The sequence below is a fragment of the Paraburkholderia sp. EG304 genome (assembly GCF_046543485.1).
In the GTDB taxonomy this organism is placed as follows: domain Bacteria; phylum Pseudomonadota; class Gammaproteobacteria; order Burkholderiales; family Burkholderiaceae; genus Paraburkholderia; species Paraburkholderia youngii.
This window is the reverse complement of the sequence record NZ_JBKGUA010000035.1, coordinates 1-20,025: the sequence shown is the minus strand read 5'-3', so window position 1 is coordinate 20,025 and position 20,025 is coordinate 1. Positions and strand designations below refer to the sequence as shown.

Annotated in this window: 12 protein-coding genes; all 12 read left to right on the top strand. The window is 59.9% G+C overall.

Features of this window, described 5'->3' with window-relative positions; all coding sequences use genetic code 11:
- Window positions 1-584: 584 nt before the first annotated feature.
- Window positions 585-1,796: a ParA family protein gene (locus ACLFKU_RS30520; RefSeq protein ID WP_176378527.1), complete on the top strand. Its 1,212-nt coding sequence runs from the start codon at window positions 585-587 to the stop codon at window positions 1,794-1,796.
- Window positions 1,793-2,767, top strand: a complete 975-nt coding sequence (locus ACLFKU_RS30515; RefSeq protein WP_368582618.1) for a ParB/RepB/Spo0J family partition protein — start codon at window positions 1,793-1,795, stop codon at window positions 2,765-2,767. Before ACLFKU_RS30520 ends, ACLFKU_RS30515 begins: the two co-directional genes overlap by 4 nt.
- 2,901 nt (window positions 2,768-5,668) lie before the next feature.
- Window positions 5,669-6,073 (top strand): hypothetical protein, encoded by a 405-nt coding sequence (locus ACLFKU_RS30510; RefSeq protein WP_410851593.1) that lies wholly within the window; start codon window positions 5,669-5,671, stop codon window positions 6,071-6,073.
- An 827-nt stretch (window positions 6,074-6,900) separates the two neighbouring features.
- Window positions 6,901-7,875, top strand: a complete 975-nt coding sequence (locus ACLFKU_RS30505; protein ID WP_410851592.1) for an efflux RND transporter periplasmic adaptor subunit — start codon at window positions 6,901-6,903, stop codon at window positions 7,873-7,875.
- Window positions 7,872-10,931: an efflux RND transporter permease subunit gene (locus ACLFKU_RS30500; RefSeq protein WP_410851591.1), complete on the top strand. Its 3,060-nt coding sequence runs from the start codon at window positions 7,872-7,874 to the stop codon at window positions 10,929-10,931. The genes ACLFKU_RS30505 and ACLFKU_RS30500 overlap by 4 nt, the downstream gene beginning before the upstream one ends.
- Complete coding sequence (locus tag ACLFKU_RS30495) at window positions 10,928-12,430, top strand: efflux transporter outer membrane subunit (RefSeq protein WP_410851590.1); 1,503 nt, start codon at window positions 10,928-10,930, stop codon at window positions 12,428-12,430. Before ACLFKU_RS30500 ends, ACLFKU_RS30495 begins: the two co-directional genes overlap by 4 nt.
- A 124-nt stretch (window positions 12,431-12,554) precedes the next feature.
- Window positions 12,555-13,991 carry a basic amino acid/polyamine antiporter gene (locus ACLFKU_RS30490; RefSeq protein WP_410851589.1) on the top strand — a complete coding sequence of 479 codons (1,437 nt, stop codon included), beginning with the start codon at window positions 12,555-12,557 and terminating at the stop codon, window positions 13,989-13,991.
- 68 nt (window positions 13,992-14,059) lie between these two features.
- Window positions 14,060-15,487, top strand: a complete 1,428-nt coding sequence (locus ACLFKU_RS30485; RefSeq protein WP_410851588.1) for a basic amino acid/polyamine antiporter — start codon at window positions 14,060-14,062, stop codon at window positions 15,485-15,487.
- 588 nt (window positions 15,488-16,075) lie between these two features.
- The gene (locus tag ACLFKU_RS30480) at window positions 16,076-16,726 is read left to right on the top strand and encodes a response regulator (protein WP_410851587.1); all 651 of its coding nucleotides are present in this window, start codon (window positions 16,076-16,078) and stop codon (window positions 16,724-16,726) included.
- A gap of 253 nt (window positions 16,727-16,979) precedes the next feature.
- Window positions 16,980-17,516, top strand: coding sequence for a fimbrial protein (locus ACLFKU_RS30475; protein ID WP_410851586.1), 537 nt, complete (start codon window positions 16,980-16,982; stop codon window positions 17,514-17,516).
- 99 nt (window positions 17,517-17,615) lie between these two features.
- On the top strand, window positions 17,616-18,380 hold the full coding sequence (locus tag ACLFKU_RS30470) for a fimbria/pilus periplasmic chaperone (RefSeq protein WP_410851611.1): 765 nt from the start codon (window positions 17,616-17,618) through the stop codon (window positions 18,378-18,380).
- A 12-nt stretch (window positions 18,381-18,392) separates the two neighbouring features.
- Window positions 18,393-19,955, top strand: a complete 1,563-nt coding sequence (locus tag ACLFKU_RS30465; RefSeq protein WP_410851585.1) for a fimbria/pilus outer membrane usher protein — start codon at window positions 18,393-18,395, stop codon at window positions 19,953-19,955.
- Window positions 19,956-20,025: the final 70 nt, after the last annotated feature.

Here is a 20,025-nt window from a genome sequence, read left to right as displayed (position 1 = left end):
TTGGGTCACACAGTAAGTTGACGTGAAGATTGCGCAATGCAGCATGGTGAGGTTGATTGTGCGATGCCTGGAGCTGATGAACGGCTGCGTAGCGAAGGTGAGGTTGGTTGTGCTCCCACGGTGACCAGCCAGGATTGGTGACACTGGGGCCCGCGCTGGACCGCCTGCCGCCGGCGGAAATCAACGGCGGTAGGTGAGGTTGATTGTGCATTTGCGCTCCAAGCGGCCGGAGCGGTCGCCGGAAGGGGCGAAAACGCGATTATGGTGAGGTCCGTTGTGCTGGAGATCGCCGGATCGCACGTCGTAGAAGTGAGGAAGTGCACAAATGACCTCACCTTCCTTCGTGACAGGGCCAGCGTAACCGGCACACTCGCCTAAAACTTAGGCATTTGGTGAGGTCATTTGTGCACTCACATAGGCGGGGTTTCGGGACTCGTTTCGTTTCCACGACAGTTCCGCCACCGAAAACGCTGTGAAAATATAGAAATTTTCAGAAAATCCGCATTAAAACAGTAATTTAAAAAGCTATTTTCAAGTATTTGCTGTATTCTGAGGTTTCTGGAATTTTATGGATAAACCTCAGAATGGTCAGAACGAGCCAACTTCCTGCCGTAGACCGAACCGTTCACTTTGAGCAGATCAGTGAGTTCGCAGAAAAGGTCACCATTTTCACTAATGAGCTGCGTGACACGATTCTGGCTCCACGTCCTCGAAAAACGGCTCCCGTCTTCAAGACCGGCGAGATTGCCGAGATGTGCAACATCTCTCACTCGCAGGTTCAGTATCTCGCGACAAAAGGCGACGGAGAACTGCCTTCGGGCACGGCAGCCGGCACGGGCCGCACCCGGACCTTCACGCTAGAAGAAGCGCGGATCTGGGTGCAAAAGATTTCCGACATTTACCAGACTCCACTGGTCACTCGTCTGAAGGAACCGGACGGGAAGATCATTATCACCGCGCAGCTCAAAGGTGGTTCCGCCAAGACGACTACGACGATGTGCCTTGCCCAAGGGCTGTCGCTACGGGGACGCAAAGTGCTGGTGGTCGATCTCGATCCGCAGGCATCACTCTCGGAACTGTGCGGACTGTACGCGGAAAAAGACGTGTCGCCTGAGGATACGGTGTTGCCGTATGTCTACGACCAAGACATCGAGGGCGGCCTCGAGGGACGGATTCAGTCGACGTACTGGGATGGCATCGACGTGATTCCTGCGCATACGGAATTGATCGGTGCAGAGTTCCATCTGCCGGCGATGCAAAAGATTCGGCCAGGTTTTCGTTTCTGGACCGTGCTTCGTCAAGGGCTCGAGCCGCTGCGCAAGAAGTACGACTACATTCTGATGGATACGTCGCCGTCTCTGTCGTACCTCAATCTGAACGCGCTGATGGCCGCGGACGCCATGGTGATGCCGATGGTGCCGGAAAACCTGGACTTCATCAGCTCACTCTCGTTCTGGCGACTCTTCTCTGACGTGTCCAAAAGCTTCATCAAATTCGAGAAGGAAAAGAAATACGACTTTGTATCGCTGGTGTTATCGCGGGTCGATTATGGGCGGAACTCGTCGGCGCCGATCGTGCGTGCGTGGGCGCAAAGCGCATACGAAAACTGGCTGCATTCGATCGAGGTGCCGGCGAGTTCGGTAATGAGCACAGGGGCGTTGGCATTCTCGACCGTCTTCGACATCAGCAGCAATCACAGCGCGGCCAAGTCGCTGCAACGCGTGCGGCAGCCTCTCGTCGATTACTGTCGTTGGATCGACGAGATCTATTCGGAAAAATGGAGGAACGCGCAATGAGCAATATGCGAGAACAGTTGCTGGCCAAGACGTCCGGCATTCGCAAAACTTCGTCGATTAATGAAGACGAGGTTAAGCGCAGCAACCGCACGCAAACGGCGCCCGGCCTTGCCGGCGCGCTGGCCGTTGCGCAGCTTCGCGTGCAGGAATTGGAATCGACCGGAGTCGCATCGCAACTGCCGGTTGCGGGGATCTTGCCGAACCCGTGGCAGCCGCGCCGCGTGTTCAACGAAGCAAAGTTGGCCGAGCTTGCAGAGTCGATCCGGGAAGTTGGGCTGATGCAGCCGATCGTCGTCCGGCGTGTCGCCGACGACTATCAGATCGTCGCTGGTGAACGGCGCTGGCGTGCGCACAAGATGCTGGGGCATGACACGATCAAGGCAGTCGTCGCGGATTGCTCCGACTCGGATATGGCCGTCCTGGCGATGGTCGAGAACATCAGCCGCGACGACCTTGCTGACTATGAAATCGGCGTTGCGATCCGTCGATCGGAAGCGGAGTTTCCGAATCGCAAGCGACTGGCGGAAGCGATGGGATTGTCGAGGGCGGGTCTGTACCAGTTCTTGTCGTTCGATAATTTGCCGGACTTCATCAAAAAAGATCTCGATATTCAACCGCGACTATTGGGCGGAACTGCGGCGCAAGCAATCGGGGCGGCTATCAAAAAGCACGGCGAGGATGGGGTTAAAGCGGCTCGCGAAATTTGGCCGCTGTTGGTGAGAGGCGAAATGGATCAAGGCAAGGTCGCGGCGGCAATCACTGCGTTGGCGACCCGGCAGACGACGTCGGCTGGTACCGGCGGACGCAGCATCGAGAAGTTTTTTGCAGGACGAGAGCACGCCGGAAGCATCACGAAGGATGTCAGCAACTTCACGATCAAGATCAAGACCGGGGTGATTACCGAGGCGCAAGAAGTCCAGATACGACAGTTGATCGGACAGATGTTCCAATCGCAGCCGAAAACGAGCTGATTCGATGTTTGGTTTTTTAGTGTAGAGAGAGGCCCGCCAAGTGCGGGCTTTTTTTCGGCCAGCCAAAATGGTTTGGGCTCAGAGAGTGTCTAGAGTCTAGACAGTCTCAGTAGATGCCCTCAGTGTTCGTCGCAGTGTCTAGACTCTAGACACTCTTTCCGACGAAAGCCAACGTCGATAGAAGAGTCCCCTGTCGTGCGGACGCAGATTCTTTGCGTCTTGTCCGGTTCGCGGGGAGATCGCGTAGCAGTAGGTTCGCCGGACCACTCTTGCAGGTGCAGGACATAATCGAGACCGCCACCCGCTCGGAATTTGTGAGGAAGTCTGTGAACTGGCTTCCGCCAACTCGCCGACCGGTAATATCGTCGAGGGCGCCGCCGAGCGCGTTCGATGATCACATGACGGCAGAAATGGCTGGCCGGTTGCTGTCCTTTGAGACGGAATGTCCTCCGGCAGGCCATCGCCGGTCATTCTCGACCCTCGCCACGTCGGGTTATTCGTCCTCGTACCTCGGCGCGGCACTCGACGGCCGACTCTCGCAATGAGAAAAATCGTTGCTCCTGACGTCGAGGCGTCCCGCACCAAATGAATGTCAGGTAAAAAATCGCGGGAAGGGTTGACGATGATTTTCCATCAAGCCCTGAGTTCATGACGGCGCTGTCGGGTGCAGCAGTTTAGTGAATATGGTCAACGTCATTCACGGTTGCTCCAACTCAGGAAGTACCTGAGGCCAGATGGGCGCGGTGCGCATGCCTATGCTCATTGACCATACAGTCAGCGGTTTTCTGCCAGAAATCCGTCCCATACGATTAACGATGGAAACCGGATCGACGGAACGACGCGCGCGGGAAGGCCTTGAATTTGGTTTGTCTCAGCGAACAGACCACATACGTAAAGGTGTGGCGGGAGCCCGCCATTAGGCGAGTGTCGCGTTAAGCGATGCCGACCTTGATAGCGCGATCCCTCTCGACCGATCCAGACCAGGCCCATCGCAAGCGGTGCATCCTTGCTTTCGAGAGTCGCAAGCATGCCTTCGAATCACATCCCGTTGCACGGTGCAGATTCGACCTCTGGGCCGGCAGCCAGAAAGTGAAGAAGGAACCCCTACCGACCGCTGCCCATTTGGCGGTACGTGTGTCGACCCCCCACCGTGGTCAGCAAGAAAATACTCTCGGTTAGTTAGCCACGCTCGAAAGGTCGTCCGGTCGACTTGCCCGCATCATGAGATGCGCGGGTCCTCGTATTCGAAGGCATGCATCGTGACCGCTACAATCATCGCTTGGGCAGCTCGCGAGTCATGAACTTCCACCTGCTCGCTACCGGATGAGTTTGCACTTGACCATCTGGTCAGCGCGACATCAACATCGCTACTCCCGCCGCATCGGCAATTTACGCGCTCGGCGATCATTGCTAGGGGGGAAGGCCAAACGCGCAGATCACCGCCGACAATGCGTCGTCGTCCGGCTCGCTCTCGTTGCATCAATTAGCGAGACGATCGTCCACCGCTTCATCCGCAACGCGAGCCACTGTCAATCGCCGAGCGCGTCGCAAGGTGGAGCTTCGGCTATACAGTAGTCGGCCATCGGCAGTTTTCCGAACTAAATATCGAAAAACCAGCGGGTATTAGCCGATCCGAGCGCGAACCCCCGATTCTTCGGTTGATCTCGCTAACCGCAGCCGCGTGAAACATTGAGGAATGTCTCTGTAATCGGATAACTTTTTGTTTTTAAAGACCTTTTTCACTTTTCCGACGCATTGTTTCACGCGGCTCAGCCAAATTGGTGCACGATACCCCGGCACACCCATCACGAGAGGAGCACACGCAGGATTGCGCAAACACGCTCCAGCGATACGTAGCATTTAATACGTAATTTGTAGCGAATCATTTTAAAGGACGGACATGGCTGCAAAGCCTACGCTGTCGCGAAAAACGCCTGGCCCCCCCGCCGTCACGTCTCCATTTCAGCCTCCTCGCAAACCAGCCCACGCCGATCGATCTGCCCGATATCCTGATTCGAAATCCGTCGGATCTCGAAGATCGCCTCCGCGTCTCCCGCACGCTGTCCCGGCAACAATCACATTCTCCGATAGCGCGCCCGCGAGATGCGCGCTGCGATAAGAGACGACCCCATCATCGGAATCTTCGAGCGGCCCGCTTTCGCGCCGAGGTTGACCGCCCAGCGAGACAGCCGTTGCTCGCGAACCGAGTGCCTTGATGGGGGGCGCCATAAACATGGCGCGCTCGCGTTTCGGCATCGGCGTGAAGTTCAGCAGCCGATTGAGCGCTCGTCATCACGAGCGACGTCGGAGCCTTCGGGCACGTATTTATCCTCGAACGTTGCCCAAAGCGCGTCGCCGGAAGCCGGCACCCGCAGCCGTGCGTGAATTGCCGCCCATGCTGTGAGCGATCAGACCATCACCATGCGACGCGGGCGCCGTGCGGTCCGGATCGAACTACGCGAGCGTCTGTTGCGTGGCGTGCCGCATGCGCACGAGGTTGACCAGCATCGGCACGTTGGTCGGGTAGTAGCCCTGCCACACCTGAAAATATTGGCGAAGCACTTCATCGCCCGGAATATCGTTGTCGACATTGATCTATGCCTCCGGGCCCGTCGCGAGGGCCATGCAACATCAGAATGATCCGTCGACTGCGATCGAACAGTTGCTTATGCGCGGCGCATCGATACCGCGTGCGTCTAAACAGCGTGCGCAACGTTGGCACGGCTTGGCCATCTCACTCGACACTGGCTTCGCGATACGGATCTTAGACGGACAGCACGACATCACATGAGGCAAGCAGTTGCCCGAGCTTGCCCCGGCTGAACCGGATCAACGTGATAACGGTTGTGGACGGCATCTCACTGAAATAGCGCGACGCCGAACTCGTCAGTCCCGCGGCCCATGACGACACGCCGGTGTCAGCGCCGCATTGCTGCTCCCATCGCCATCGGTATCGCCACTCGCATCGGCATCGTCTTCGACTGGCCGCCGCAATTTCACCCCCGCAACGATCGCGACGCCCAAGTCATCGCGCCGATAAATGTTAAGTATCCCGGCGAACGCCAGCCGGGCCATCTGCAACGACAGTTCAACGAGGCTCGACAATCGCCAGTCGGTATTGATTCCGCCGACGGCCGATATCGCATCGATGCAATCCAGCGGCTCGCGTTGGCAGGTGCAATCGCGAACCGCGCAACGTTGAGCGCCTCGGGCGAACGGCGCATACGCGCATTCGCCGATGCGCGTATGGCCGCCGCCACTGCGAGGCTTTCATTCGAGCACTGCCGCAACACGCGATGCACCTAATGGCATTGAGCGGTCCGAATGGCAGAAACGAACGGCTGGACTCTACCGCCCAGCAAATCACTGGTACAACCCATGCCGTCCGCCATGATGCGCATTGGCTTCAATGAGAAAGAACCCCCGATTCAACAATCGCGGCTGTTCCATCGGCGAAAGCATTCCCTGATATCTATAGCAGTCTTTCCCATCGCCCTTCATCACTAGTACGACAGCATAGCCATGCTTATCTTTCGTCAACGGACGTCGAAGAAACCATGGAATAAATCCGTATGCCCGCAGTAAGTCGCGAATCGATTGACGGCTGGCGCATTGATCGGCCATGATGCCTCTCACGAACTGTGAAAGGGGACAATGGCGCACGCATGACACGGGCAGACCACCAGTTCCTTAGCCTTTCTTCGGCATGGCGAAGCAGATTGGCATTTAGGCAACATGCCCGACAAACGAAGCCTGAATGACGACGCATAACGTTGCCGGTCCGACCGACGCGATGCCACCGTTCATCGAGTCTGGCTTGGCCGTGAAAATCGCAGCGAAAATGCACTGATCGGTCCACTGCTATGGACCCCTATGAATTCATGAGCAACCCGTAGAGCACCGTATTCGCCGGTCCGCGAACAAGGTTGCCGCAGGGTGTACGACATGGGTTGCGCCAGCAGTCAGCCGAGGACGTCATGACCGCAAACCGTTCCGATGCACCGCGGCCTCACCGATCAGCCAGCGTCGCACTGACCGGCGTATTGTCGTGCGTGTTGGCCAGTGCGCTCGTCGTTTCACTGTCGGGCTGCCAACGGCCAACCGAAACACCGAGCGGCGATACGAGGCCAGCCGTGCAGCTCACCAGGGTCGAAGCGGCCGACGCGTCCGCCATTCGCATCTTTACCGGGCGGGTCGAGCAGACCAGCATCTCGCCGCTCGCCTTCGAAGTATCGGGCCGCGTCGTGCAGATCGCGGTGCTCGAAGGTGCATCCGTGAAACGCGGGCAGCTGATCGCGCGTATCGATGAAGAACCCTACAAGCTGCAACTGCAACGCGCGAACGCGCAGTATCAGCAGCTGAGCGACAACCTGAAGCGCCAGGCGGTGCTGCGCAAGGACGGAATTCTGTCACAGGCTGCTTATGAGCAGCTGTCGGCTGCCACGGACGCCGCACGCGCGGCACGCGACATGGCGAGCCGCGACCTGCGCAATACCCGGCTAGTCGCGCCATTCGACGGCCGGATCGCTCGCCGCAACATCGAGATTCAGCAGGTCGTGCAGGCTGGCGCACCCGCGTTCAATCTGGAAAACATCGGCCGTGTCGATGTCGGCGTCGATCTGCCTCAGAGCATTGCCGAACGTCTATTCGTCGACAAGACGCTGCGAGCCGAAGCGTGGCTGCCCGAGCGGCCGCAGAACCGCTTCCCGCTAGTGTTCCGCGAACGGACCACGCAGACCTCGCCGACTTCGGCGGCCTACCGGCTCGTGTTCTCGATCGAAGGACCGCAAAGCGCCATGCTGTTACCCGGCATGGCGCTGCGGGTACAGATTTCCGACACGGCCAAGCAAGTCGCGCAAAACGACAATCAAGGCTACTTCGCGATTCCGATCGCGGCGGTGTCGATCGGCGCGGACGGTCAGCGCAGTCTGTGGCGCTACGATGCGGCGTCCGGCCGTGTGCATGCGGTGCCGGTCAGCGTGCGCGAAATTCGCAATGACGATGCGGTCGTCGCGGGTGCGGTGGCGGAAGGCGACCGCGTGGTGGCGGGCGGCTCGCAGTTCATGAAAGAGGGAATGGCGGTCCGTCCAATGGATGCTCCTCGATGAACCTCGCGCGCCCCCTGATCGAAAAGCCGCTGATCGCATGGGTCCTGACGCTGATCTCGCTGTTTGGCGGCCTGTTTGCGTACTACAACATCGGGCGGCTCGAAGACCCGAAGTTCACGATCAAGACTTCGGTCGTGGTGACGCTGTATCCGGGCGCGAGTGCGCACGAGGTCGAGCAGGAGGTGACGGACCGGCTCGAAAGCGCGATCCAGCAGATGCCGCAGGTCGAGAAGCTGACCTCGCGTTCGATGCCGGGCTACTCCGAAATCCGCGTCCAGATTCGCGACCAGTACACGTCGGCGCAATTGCCGCAAGTGTGGGACGAATTGCGCAATTCCGTGTCGGATGCACAGGTACGGCTGCCGCCCGGTGCGGGCCCGACACTCGTGCTCGACCGTTTCGGCGACGTCTACGGCATGTTCTACGCGCTGACTGGCGAGGGCTACACGCAGGCGCAACTGTATGCGTACGCGCGTGAACTGCGCCGCCAACTGCTGACGCTCGACGACGTGTCCGACATCGTGATCGCTGGTCAGCAGCAGGAGCAGGTCTCGGTCGACGTCGACCAGTCGCAACTGATCGCCAACAATCTGTCCACCGACGATCTCGCGCAGACACTGTTCCTGCAAAACGAGGTTCGGCCCGCGGGCCGTGAACGCGTCGGCGATCTGTCGTTGCGGATTGCGCCGACCGGCTCGCTCGACTCGCTGCAGGCCATCCGATCGCTGCCTGTCAACAATACGCCCGGCCCGCTTCTGCTCGGCGACATCGCTCGCGTGAGCCATGGCTACGCGACGATTCCGAACCAGGTCATTCACTACAACGCTCAGCCCGCGATCACGATCGGTATCAGCGCGCGACCGCGCGTCAACGTCGTGAGGGTCGGCGAGCGGATCAAGGCGAAGCTCGCCGAACTCGAGCGCGACCGCCCGATCGGCATCAAGCTGTACTCGCTTTACGATCAGCCGCGGGTCGTCGATGAGAGCGTGCGCGGTTTCATCTTCGACGTGTTCCTGTCCGTGTCGATCGTCGGTGTCGCGCTCGGCATCGGGCTTGGCTGGCGTGCGGGTGTGGTGCTCGGCGTCGAGCTGTTCCTGTCGATTCTCGGCACGCTGCTCGTCATGTACGCGGCGGGGATCGAGCTGCAGCGCATTTCCCTGGGCGCGCTGATCATCGTGATGGGCATGCTGACCGATAACAGCATCGTGGTGGTCGAGGGCATGCTCGTGAGGGTGCAACGAGGCAAGTCGCATCTCGAGGCGGCGACCGAAATTCTCAAACAAAGCCAATGGATTCTGCTCGCGTCGACCATCGTGGGGATTCTGGCTTTTTCGGGCATCGGCCTGTCGCCGGATGCGGTCGGCGAATTCTGCGCGTCCCTGTTCGCCGTCGCTGCGATTTCGCTGCTGTTTAGCTGGGTGATCGCCATCGCGCTGACGCCGCTGTTCGGCACATATCTTTTCAAGCCCGCGGACATCATCGATGAAGATCCGTTCAAGGCAAAGCTGTACAAGCGTTACGGCGAGTTGTTGTCATGGGTCACCCGACGGCGCGTGCTCGTGGTCATCGGCCTCGTCGCGCTGACGGTACTCGCCGGCTGGGCGTTCCGTTTCGTCGAGCAGAGTTTCTTCCCCGCGTCGACCACGCCGATCTTCTATGTCGATATGCGTTTGCCGCGCGGCGCCGACATTCGCGCGGTCGTCGAAAAGAGTCGCGAAGTCGAGAAGGTGCTGCTCGAGCATGCGGATGTCAGCAACGTGCAGACCTATATCGGCTCGGGCGCGACGCGCTTCTTCCTCGTCTACGATCCGGAGACGCGCGATCCGTCGTATGCGCAGTTCATCGTCGGTGCGAAGGACCAGCGCCTGATCGACGTGATGCTTCCGGACATCGAAGCGGATCTGAAGAAGCGCTTCCCCGAACAGCACTGGACTGTGACACGGCCTAATTTCGGCCCGGGCGGAGGCGCGGCGATTCAGGCGCGCTTCTCCGGTCCCGATCCAGCCGTGCTGCGTCGCTTGTCGCAGGAAGCGCAGAACGTGCTGAAGGGCGACGGCCGCATCATCGCGATCCGCGACGACTGGGAAAATCCGATCAGCATCGTGCGGCCGGAATTCGACGAGTCGCGCGCGCGCTCGCTCGGTGTGACGCGCCGGCAGGTCACCGACACGATGGCCTATGCAACCGAGGGCCTGCGCGCGGGCATCTATCGCGAAGGCGATCAGTTGCTGCCGATCGTGCTGCGCTCGCCCGACTACACGCGCGGCGTCGCGGGCCTGCAGGACCTGCAGGTGTTCAGCGCCGGTCTGCGCCGCTACGTGCCGCTCGGCGACGTGGTCAACGGCTTTACGGTCGGGACCGAGGAAGGTCAGATCGCGCGCGAGGACCGGATTCGCACGATCACCGTGTCGGCGAACCCCATCTACGGGCAGAACAGTGTCGACGCCTTCAACCGCATTCGCTCGGGCATCGAGAACATCGAGCTGCCTTCGGGTTACCGCTTCGAATGGGGCGGCGAGCACGAATCGTCGACGCGCGCGCAGCAGAGCCTGTTTCGGCAACTGCCGCTCGGCTTCATCGCGATGGCGCTGCTGGTGCTGATGATGTTCGGACGCCTGAAGCCCGCGCTCGTCGTGCTGCTCGTCGTGCCGATGTCGATCTGCGGCGTGACGATCGGTCTGCTGCTGTTCCGCGGCGCGTTCGGCTTCATGGCGTTGCTCGGTCTATTGAGCCTGATCGGCATGCTGATCAAGAACGGCGTCGTGCTCGTCGAAGAGATGGATGCGCAGGTCGCCGCCGGCGTGCCGCGCATGCAGGCGGTGACCCACGGTGCGATGAGCCGCTTGCGTCCGGTGATGCTGTCGGCCGGCACGACGGCGCTCGGCATGGCGCCCCTGCTGTGGGACCCGTTCTTCAAGGACATGGCGATCACGATCATGTCGGGCCTTGCTTTCGCCACCGTACTGACGATGGTCGCCGTGCCGGCGCTGTACTCGATGCTGTTCTCGATCAAGCAGGCGGAATGGGAGCCGGGCCGACACCCGGAAGCAAAATGATCCGCGCGCGCCACTTTCTTCTCACCATCGCGGCGCTGCTGCTCGAAGCAGGTTGTGCGGGTTCATTGCAACTGCAAAAGCCCGCCGCGTTTCCGCCGCAGTATTCGGAGGCGCAACAGGGCGCGGCCACCCCGATGTCCGCGCAGGATCTCGCGGCGTGGTGGACCCAGTACGACGATCCGACGCTGAACAAACTGATCGAAGTCGCGCTCGCGCACAACTTCGACATCGCCACCGCTTACGCACGCGTCGATCAGGTGCAGGCCGGAATCCGGCTGGCTCGCTCGCAACTGCTGCCGTCGGTCGGTGCGGGCGTGAGCGGCGCAAAGTTTCACGGCGGCGAGACGCAACTCGAGTTCGCGCAGTTCCTCGGCATCACCAATACCGATGCGCAGTTCTGGCGAGTCGGTCTGCAGGCGCAATGGGAGATCGATCTGTTCGGCCAGGGACGCTCGCGGCTCTCGGCGGCACGTGAGCAGGTACGCGCGGCCGCGGGCGATGCGGAAGCGGTGCGCCTGAGCGTAGTGTCGGGTGTCGCGGATCTGTACGTCACGTATCGCGGGCTGCTGCGTCAGCGCACGATCCTGCTGCAAAGCCGCGCGATCGCGGACGACTTCGTCGACATCGCCGAAAAGAGCTTTACCGCGGGCCTCGTGATGAGTACGGACATCGAAGCGGCGCGCGCTGGCCGCGCGCAGGTCGATGCGCGTTTGCAGGATGTGGAGAACGGCGTCGCTCAGGCGCGGCTGAATTTGCAGAATCTGTGCGGCGTGCAGCCAGCGGACTTCGCCGGAATCCTCGATGAAAGCGACACGCTGATGACCGCACTGCCGCATATCGCGCCCGGCCAACCCGTCGACCTGCTGATGCGGCGCCCGGATCTGATCGCGGCGCAGGCCCGCGTGAATGCGGCGGTCAGACAGTCGGATGTCGCGCGGCTCAACTACTGGCCGACCCTATCGCTAAGCGGGATGCTCGCGCGCAATGGTTGGGAGTTCGCGGGTCAAAACCTCGGGGCCAGCACGTTCTGGCTGTTCGGCGCGGCGATGGCGATGCCGCTGATCGACTTTGGCGCGCGGCGCTCGCAGGTGGAGTCGTCGGATGCGCAGGCGCAACAGGCGATGTTCAATTACGAAAAGACCGCGCTCGGCGCGTTCTATGACGTCGACCGTGCGCTGGCGCGTTTGAACCGGCAGGACGAGTTGTTCAACGCGCGCAATGAAGAAGTCGCGCGTCGTACCACGCAGCTGAACCAGGTGCGACGTCGCTACGAACTCGGCGATACCGGCCGCGTCGATATCGATCAGGTGCGGGTTGCGCTGCTCGAAAGCCAGTCGTCGCAGGCGAGGGAAGAGGTCGGCAAACTGCAGGCACAGTTCGCGCTGTTCAGGGCGATGGGGGGCGGCTGGTTGGCCAATCCGCCCGTGGCTGCGAATCCACAAGCGCCGACGGGACCCGCGCCCGCCGCCGGGAACGCACCGGCGCCGGCTTCACAGTAAGCGAAGGATCGGGTAAAAGCCGTTGGCTTCGGTCGGGAGGACTAACAGGAGATGCGCAACGTACGCGTACCTGCTCCGCGTAAGTCCCTTTCTGGAAGAAATCAGCTTCTCTGAAGGGTGAACGATGACAACCCAGGTCGAGACGAAACTGTCGTTACCCGCACTGACCGCGATGGTCGTCGGTTCGATGGTGGGCGCAGGGATTTTCTCGCTGCCGCGCAATTTCGCGCGCGCGACCGGACCGTTCGGCGCCGTCATTGCATGGTGCGTGGCGGGCATCGGCATGTATGCGCTGGCGCGCGTGTTCCAGGCGCTCGCACAGCGCCGGCCCGAGCTCGATGCCGGCGTGTTCGCCTATGCGCGAGCGGGCTTCGGCGATTATGCGGGCTTTCTGTCCGCATTCGGCTACTGGATGGCCGGCTGCTTCGGCAACGTGTCGTACTGGGTGCTGATCAAATCGACGCTCGGCGCTTTCTTTCCCGTCTTCGGCGAGGGCAATACGGCGACGGCGATCATCGTGTCGTCGGTAGGCATCTGGCTGTTTCATCTGGTGATGCTGCGCGGCGTCCAGCAGGCCACGATGATCAACACGATCGTGACCGTCGCGAAGGTGATTCCGATCGTGCTGTTCATCGTGATCCTCATCGCGCTGTTTCGCGCCGACATGTTTCACGCAAATCTGCGGGAAGGCAACGATCAGCTCGGCAACGGCCTGTTCTCGCAGGTTCGCGCGACGATGCTCGTCACCGTCTTCGTGTTCGTCGGTATCGAAGGTGCAAGCGTGTACTCGCGCTACGCGAAAAAGCGCTCGGACGTGGGCGCCGCGACGATCACCGGCTTCGTCGCAGTGCTGTGTCTGCTAGTACTGGTGACGCTGCTGCCTTACGCGAGCTTGCCGCGCGCCGATCTCGCGGTGATGCGCCAGCCGTCGATGGCCGCGGTACTCGGCGCGTTGCTCGGCCCATTCGGCGTCGTGTTTATCAGCGCCGGTCTGATCATTTCGATCCTCGGCGCGTACCTCGCGTGGTCGCTGATCTGTGCCGAGGTGCTGTTCGCCGCCGCGCGCCTCGAAACGATGCCGCGTATCTTCGCGCGACAAAACGAGCGCAAGCTGCCGGTCGCCGCGATCTGGCTCACGAGTACCGTGGTGCAGTGTTTCGTCATCAGCACGTACTGGTCGACCGATGCGTTTGCGCTGATGCTCAATCTGACGAGCTCGATGGCGCTGATTCCTTATTTCCTCGTGGCCGCATACGGCATCAAGGCCGCGCGTTACGATAGTCGCCACAATGGCGGCACCTTGAGCGGCGTGTTGCGCACCGAGTATTTCGTCGCGATGTTCGCGACGTTCTATACGGCCTTTCTGCTGTTCGCGGGCGGCCTGAAGTTCCTGATGCTATCGGCGCTGCTTTATGCGCCCGGTACGGTGCTGTATGTGTTGGCCAAACGCGAGCGCGGCATGGGGGTGTTTTCGAAACTCGAATGGATCATCTTTGCCGTCGCAGTCTGCGGCGCGATTGCCGCGCTGATCGGCCTCGCGAGCGGCACGATCGTCATCTGAGCGGTCGATCATCGTAGTCGCGCGAGCGCGGCTCGATCGGAACGTGTTTGCGGGAGAGCGATCGCAGCATGGACAAGCGCGTCAGACTGTCAGCGCCGGGCCTGATGGCGATGGTGATCGGCTCGATGGTCGGGGTGGGCGTCTTTTCGTTGCCGCAGGCGCTCGGCAAATATACCGGCGTCGTCGGTTCGCTGATCAGCTGGACCATCACCGGCTCCGGCATGCTGATACTCGCGCTGATCTTTCAACGGCTCGCATGGCGCAAGCCGGAACTTGATGTCGGCGTCTACACGTATGCGCGCGTCGGGTTCGGACGCTATACGGGATTTCTGTCGGCGTTCGGCTACTGGTGCGCCAGCTGTCTCGGCAACGTGGCCTATCTCGTGCTGATCAAGTCCGCGCTCGCGATCGTCGTGCCCTCGTTCGGCGCCGGCAATACGTTCAGCGCGATCGTCAGTTCCTCGCTGATGATCTGGGTGTTTCACTTTCTGATTCTGCGCGGCGTGAAGGGCTCGTCGATTGCGAATGCGTCGATGACGGTCGCCAAGTTGCTCGCGCTCGGACTGTTCGCGGTGCTTGTGCTATCGAGCGTCGAGTGGCGGGTGTTCGTCGCGAATCTGTGGACCCGTGCCGAGCCGTCGGCGACCGGTCTTTTCGATGAGGTGCGCAAGACGATGTTGGGGACGGTCTTCGTGTTTCTCGGCGTGGAAGGCGCGAGCGTTTATTCACGGCATGCGCGCGAACGGCGCGACGTCGGCGTCGCGACCGTGCTCGGCTTTCTATGCGTGCTTGCGTTGATGGTCATGGTCACGTTGTTGTCGTATGGCGTGTTGCCGCTCGAGCAGTTGGGTACGTTAAAAAATCCGTCGATGGCTGGCGTGCTGAGCGCCGCGGTCGGCGCGTGGGGCGCGGTCGTGGTCAAGCTCGGCCTGCTGATATCGGTACTCGGTTCCTATCTCGCATGGACGCTGCTCGCCGTCGAAATTCTGCACGCGGCGGGCAAGAGCCGTACGATGCCCGCGTTTCTCGGCCGAGAAAACCGCAACCACGTACCGGTCGCTGCGCTATGGATGACGAGCCTCGTGATCCAGGCGTTTCTGATCGTGACGCTGTTTTCGAAAGAGGCGTTCACGCTGGCCAAGGAGTTCACGACGTCGATGAGCCTGATCCCGTATCTGTTCGTCGTCGGCTATGGGTTGAAGCTCGCGGCGAGCGGCGAATCGTATGCGGGGCAGCCGTGGTCACGGCGCGTCGATTTCATGCTCGCGCTGATGGGCTGCGTCTATGCGCTCTCTCTCGTGTACGCGGGCGGCCTGCATTATCTGTTGATGTCCACCGTGCTCTATACGGCGGCGACCGCGTGGTTCTACATCGCCGAGCGCCGCAAGGGGAAACGGCCTGTGTTTACGCTGCTGGAACGCTGGCTGTTCATCGTGGTTCTGCTTACCGCGCTGGTCGCGTTCGCCGATCTCGTGCGCAATCATTTCGGGGCTTGAGGTTCCGTTAGAGGCACACGGGGCAGCAACTAGCGAGGTATTGCCATCGGTCCGGCTGGGCAAGATGTTGCGTCGAAGCACGACGCTGCAATACTCTGTGACGCTCTGCTCCCGTCTATGCAGCCGTGACGCTAGCGATTGACGCTCCATGTGGAATGGTCGACGTGCTGCTCGTAAGCGTGCGTTGAGAGCACCATGACGAAAGCACTCCTTGTACCTATGACGCATATAGGAATCTGCTGACTTTTTTCTTGTTGGTGCCAAGTACAATCCGCGTAAGTGCAAGGCGGGAATCTATTAATTCATCGCCGCTGAGTGAGTGCGTCGCGCTTCCCGTCTTCATGATGGTCCATGCCTGGTTGCATGCGAGAAATTGCTTTGTCTCTGCCAAAAAGCGCACCGACCTGCTCAGCGATTTCAACTGACTTAAATAAATAGTGGTTCAAGAACTTTCGACGAGTGGCATGGGCGAGATGTCCTGTGCTTTTCTTGTCATGTAACGGCGTGAAATGACATCGTACTTTGGCAACAAAGCATGCAGGTGTGTCGGCGCGAGAAAAGTATTCACCAGCGTGGTATGGAGTGCGAGTGAACAAAATCAGAGTGGCTATTGCCGACGATCATCCATTCATTCTTCTCGGCGTCGAGCATCTTCTTCAGCGTCGTCCGGACGTCAAGGTCTGCTTCAAAAGCGAAACAATTGGCCAGCTTCTCCAACTGTTGGGTGAAGTGCCGGTCGACGTGCTCGTGTGCGACTACGAATTCGAAGGCGATCCGTATGCGGACGGTCTCAATCTTCTTGACCGCATCCGGCGCGTCGCTCCAGCCGTGCGCGTAGTTTTCCTGAGCGCGCACTCTTCCACGCACATCATTTCGGCTGCGCTCAATGCGGGGGCGGCCGGCTTTGTCGGGAAGGGGCCGGAGGGCTTTGCCAGCCTAACCGCCGCCATTCGTGCCGCCAAAAACAAAAGCGTGTTTCTGCCTGATTCCATTGCGAACAAGATGTTGCGCGCAACGGCGCGCGCAGCGGAGGGCGGATCCTCTCTCAATTTGCTATCTAAAAATGAATCGACGGTCGTGCGAATGATCTGCGACGGCATGTCGATCGGCACCATTGCCGAGCGGCTCAATCGCAGTCCCAAGACCGTCAGCAATCAGAAGAACGCTGGCATGAAGAAGCTGGGTGCCAGAAACGACGTAGAACTCGTCACGATCGTGCGCGAGTGGTCTTGCTCATAGCTATTGCCGCGATTCTCAGCCGGATTCTGTAGTTCTCGTAGCGCCTTTCCCTATCGTATGGCGGACCTGGCATCGATTGAATTCGAGGAATCGACACGCCGGTTGTCGGCTGTCCTATGTGGTATTTCATTTTGGGTATCGGCCCATTAACACCGATCTTCTTCAATGACATCATTGCTCTGCCTTGACGATCGCTGGGAGCTCCGGCTTCACAAGGGTTTGTAGTTTCGAAATAGCAACAAAGAGGAATCTCATGAAAAAACAAGTGACGCAACTCATGATCGCGGTGGCCGGCCTGTCCGTCGCGCCGATGGTTTTCGCTCAAGCCGTACCGGGCACAGGTCAGGTAACGTTCAACGGCGAACTGATCGACGACACCTGCCTGATTAACGCCGGTGACGAGGACAAGACGGTCACGCTGCCTACCCTGTCCACCCAGTCGTTGGTTGCAGCCGGCCAAACCGCCGGCTCCAGGATGTTCGAAATTTCGGTGTCACAGTGCCCAGCAACGCTGACCAATGTCGCGGCGCATTTCGAGACCACGAACATGGACCCGGCTACGCGTAATGCCATCAATCAGGCAAGCACTTCGCCGGCTACGAATGTCGAAGTGCAACTGCTTGACCGCGATGGCAAGACGCCAATTCTGCTGGGTAGCACGGGTTCGTTCGTTCCTGTCGCAAGCGACGGCACCGCAACGATGAGCTACGGCGGCCAGTACTACGCAACGAACAAAACCACGGCCGGTTACGTGACGGCCGTTGTTCGCTACACGTTGGCATATCAGTAAGCCAGTCCAAGCCGAATGGCATCGGGTTGCGCTTCCTCTCTGAAGGCAACCCGAAGTGACATTCCGCCTATCTGTCGCGTGGAGGAGCGAATGTCTTCAATGAAATTCTCTAGATATCTGGCTGCGGCCATAGCCTGTAGTGTGGTGTCGTTTGGTGCACAAGCGGCTATCACCATCACCGGTACACGAGTTATTTATCCGGCGCAAAACCGCGAAGTCAACGTTCGTTTGAACAATGTTGAGAGCCGCCCGGTCCTGGTTCAGGCATGGCTGGACGACGGAGATGCAGCAGCCGCGCCGAATGAAATCAAGGTGCCATTCACGCTGCTGCCAGCCGTATTTCGAGTCGAGCCTCATCGAGGTCAGGCTTTGCGCATCATGTTCGCAGGCGGCGACATGCCAATGGACCGTGAGTCCGTCTATTGGCTAAACGTTCTGGAAATTCCCCCCAAGCCTAAGGACGCTGATGACCGAAACATGATTCAGCTCGCGTTCCGTACGCGGATCAAGATGTTCTACCGGCCCACATCGTTGCTCGACGACCCAACGGCGGGGCGAGCTGAACTGAAGTGGCATGTCGAGTCAGATGACAAAGGTCAGAGGGTCGTTCGTCTCGACAACCCGTCGCCCTACTTCGTTTCCGTCGGCATGGCAGAAATAGAAACGGCAGGCAGGAAGGTTGCACTTTTGCCCGACATGGCACCGCCGTTCGGACACGTCGATCTCCGTCCACGGGATGGAAAGCTGGATATCAAAGCTCCTGCCACGATTTCCTACACGGTTCTGAACGATTTCGGTACAGCGATCAAGGACTCGGCGGAAGTGGCAAGTGCGCAAAGCGCGGAAGCGCAAAAGAATCAATAATTGGAATACGGGATGTCGGGCGTGCGGAATAGTAAGACAGCAGTTGAAAAAGTATTCGGTAATGTCCCATTCCGGTTTCACCCACTGGCGTGGGCGGCAATCGTAGCGTCGGGCTGGGTGTTTTCCGCGAATTCCGCGGTCGCCGCATGTGCGCCGGATTCGGGCGGGGCGACGCCGCCCAGTGACTGCTCGGCGTCCGAGCTGCCGGAGCAAGCAGTCGGTGCCAACAGGGAAGATGCGCATACAGATGCGTCTTCTGACGCGCCGACATCGAATGCGCCGTCTGTGGAAGCTCCGCAAGAAGTCGAGTTCAATCCCGCGTTCTTCACGGGCAACGTCGCCGACCTGTCGCGCTATACGCGAGGTAACCCTGTTGCTCCGGGCGTTTATCCGGTCGAACTGCTCGTCAATGGTAAGAAGCGTGGACGCTTCGATGTCGTTTTTCAGGCGGTGCCGGATTCGGATATCGCCAGGCCCTGCTTCACGATATCCAGCATGGACCGGGCTGGCGTAGATACCGAACGCGTGATCCAACGGCTAACGGAAGCGGGAAAGGCCGACGTCGACGATACGGATGCGTCATCGCAATGCGTGCCGCTGGCGGAAGCCGTACCCGGATCGCTGGCATCGTTGAACACCGCCGATCTGCAACTCGATCTGTCGATCCCACAGATCGAACTGCGCAAGGAGGCTGCCGGCTATGTCGATCCGTCCCGTTGGGACAACGGGATCAACGCAGGCTTCGTGCAATACAGTCTCGCCAGCTATACGACTCACCAGAACAATGGGAGGGGAGACTTCAGCAGTGCCTACCTCGGTCTGCAAAGCGGATTCAACGTGAACGGCTGGCGTATCCGGCAGTGGGCCACGGCAAGCTTGCAGAACCGGAGTCCCGACGCGCATTGGCAAAGTGTCGCGTTGTTCGCGCAGCACGATGTCACGGCGCTCAAGAGTCAATTGACGATCGGCGACAGCTCGACGAGCGGTGACGTCTTCGACTCGTTCAACGTGCGTGGCGTCCAGCTTTCGAGCGACGACCGCATGTTGCCGGATTCCATGCGCTCCTATGCACCGGTTGTGCGTGGCGTGGCCGATACCAATGCACGCATCATCGTCCGTCAGAACAACATCATCGTGGCCGAGACCAGCGTGCCTCCGGGACCGTTCGAACTGAGCGACCTGCCGGCTACCGGTTATGGCGGCGACCTTCAGGTCACTATTGCAGAATCCGACGGCCGCCAGCGGACTTTTCTGGTTCCGTTCGCGTCAGTCCCGCAGTTGTTGCGGCCAGGTGTTTCACGTTTCAATCTGACGACCGGTGTGTATCGCGATACCGTGCTGGATAGCCATCCGTGGGTCGCGCAGGCGGTTTATCAGCGCGGCCTGACAAACCTGTGGACCGGCTATACCGGTGCACAGTTTGCGGAAGGTTACTGGGCTGGGCTGGTCGGTGTCGCGCTCAACACGCCGCTCGGCGCATTCGCGTTTGACATAACCGCGGCGGGAACGAATATTCCCTGTCAAAGCCATTTTGAAATGTCCGCTTACTGGCCAAGTTCAAATGTCCGCTTTTAGGGGGTGGGAATCGGTCTCTCACCCGGTTTTTATTCACGCAGTGTCGAAGGATAGCGTTTGAACTGGCAGG

Excerpts from the sequence above, each read along its gene's own strand:
- ACLFKU_RS30510 (WP_410851593.1), top strand. The coding sequence starts at position 5,669 with ATGACGACACGCCGGTGTCAGCGCCGCATTGCTGCTCCCATCGCCATC.
- ACLFKU_RS30485 (WP_410851588.1), top strand. The coding sequence starts at position 14,060 with ATGGACAAGCGCGTCAGACTGTCAGCGCCGGGCCTGATGGCGATGGTG.
- ACLFKU_RS30500 (WP_410851591.1), top strand. The coding sequence starts at position 7,872 with ATGAACCTCGCGCGCCCCCTGATCGAAAAGCCGCTGATCGCATGGGTC.
- ACLFKU_RS30520 (WP_176378527.1), top strand. The coding sequence starts at position 585 with ATGGTCAGAACGAGCCAACTTCCTGCCGTAGACCGAACCGTTCACTTT.
- ACLFKU_RS30470 (WP_410851611.1), top strand. The coding sequence starts at position 17,616 with ATGAAATTCTCTAGATATCTGGCTGCGGCCATAGCCTGTAGTGTGGTG.
- ACLFKU_RS30495 (WP_410851590.1), top strand. The coding sequence starts at position 10,928 with ATGATCCGCGCGCGCCACTTTCTTCTCACCATCGCGGCGCTGCTGCTC.
- ACLFKU_RS30465 (WP_410851585.1), top strand. The coding sequence starts at position 18,393 with ATGTCGGGCGTGCGGAATAGTAAGACAGCAGTTGAAAAAGTATTCGGT.
- ACLFKU_RS30515 (WP_368582618.1), top strand. The coding sequence starts at position 1,793 with ATGAGCAATATGCGAGAACAGTTGCTGGCCAAGACGTCCGGCATTCGC.
- ACLFKU_RS30490 (WP_410851589.1), top strand. The coding sequence starts at position 12,555 with ATGACAACCCAGGTCGAGACGAAACTGTCGTTACCCGCACTGACCGCG.
- ACLFKU_RS30475 (WP_410851586.1), top strand. The coding sequence starts at position 16,980 with ATGAAAAAACAAGTGACGCAACTCATGATCGCGGTGGCCGGCCTGTCC.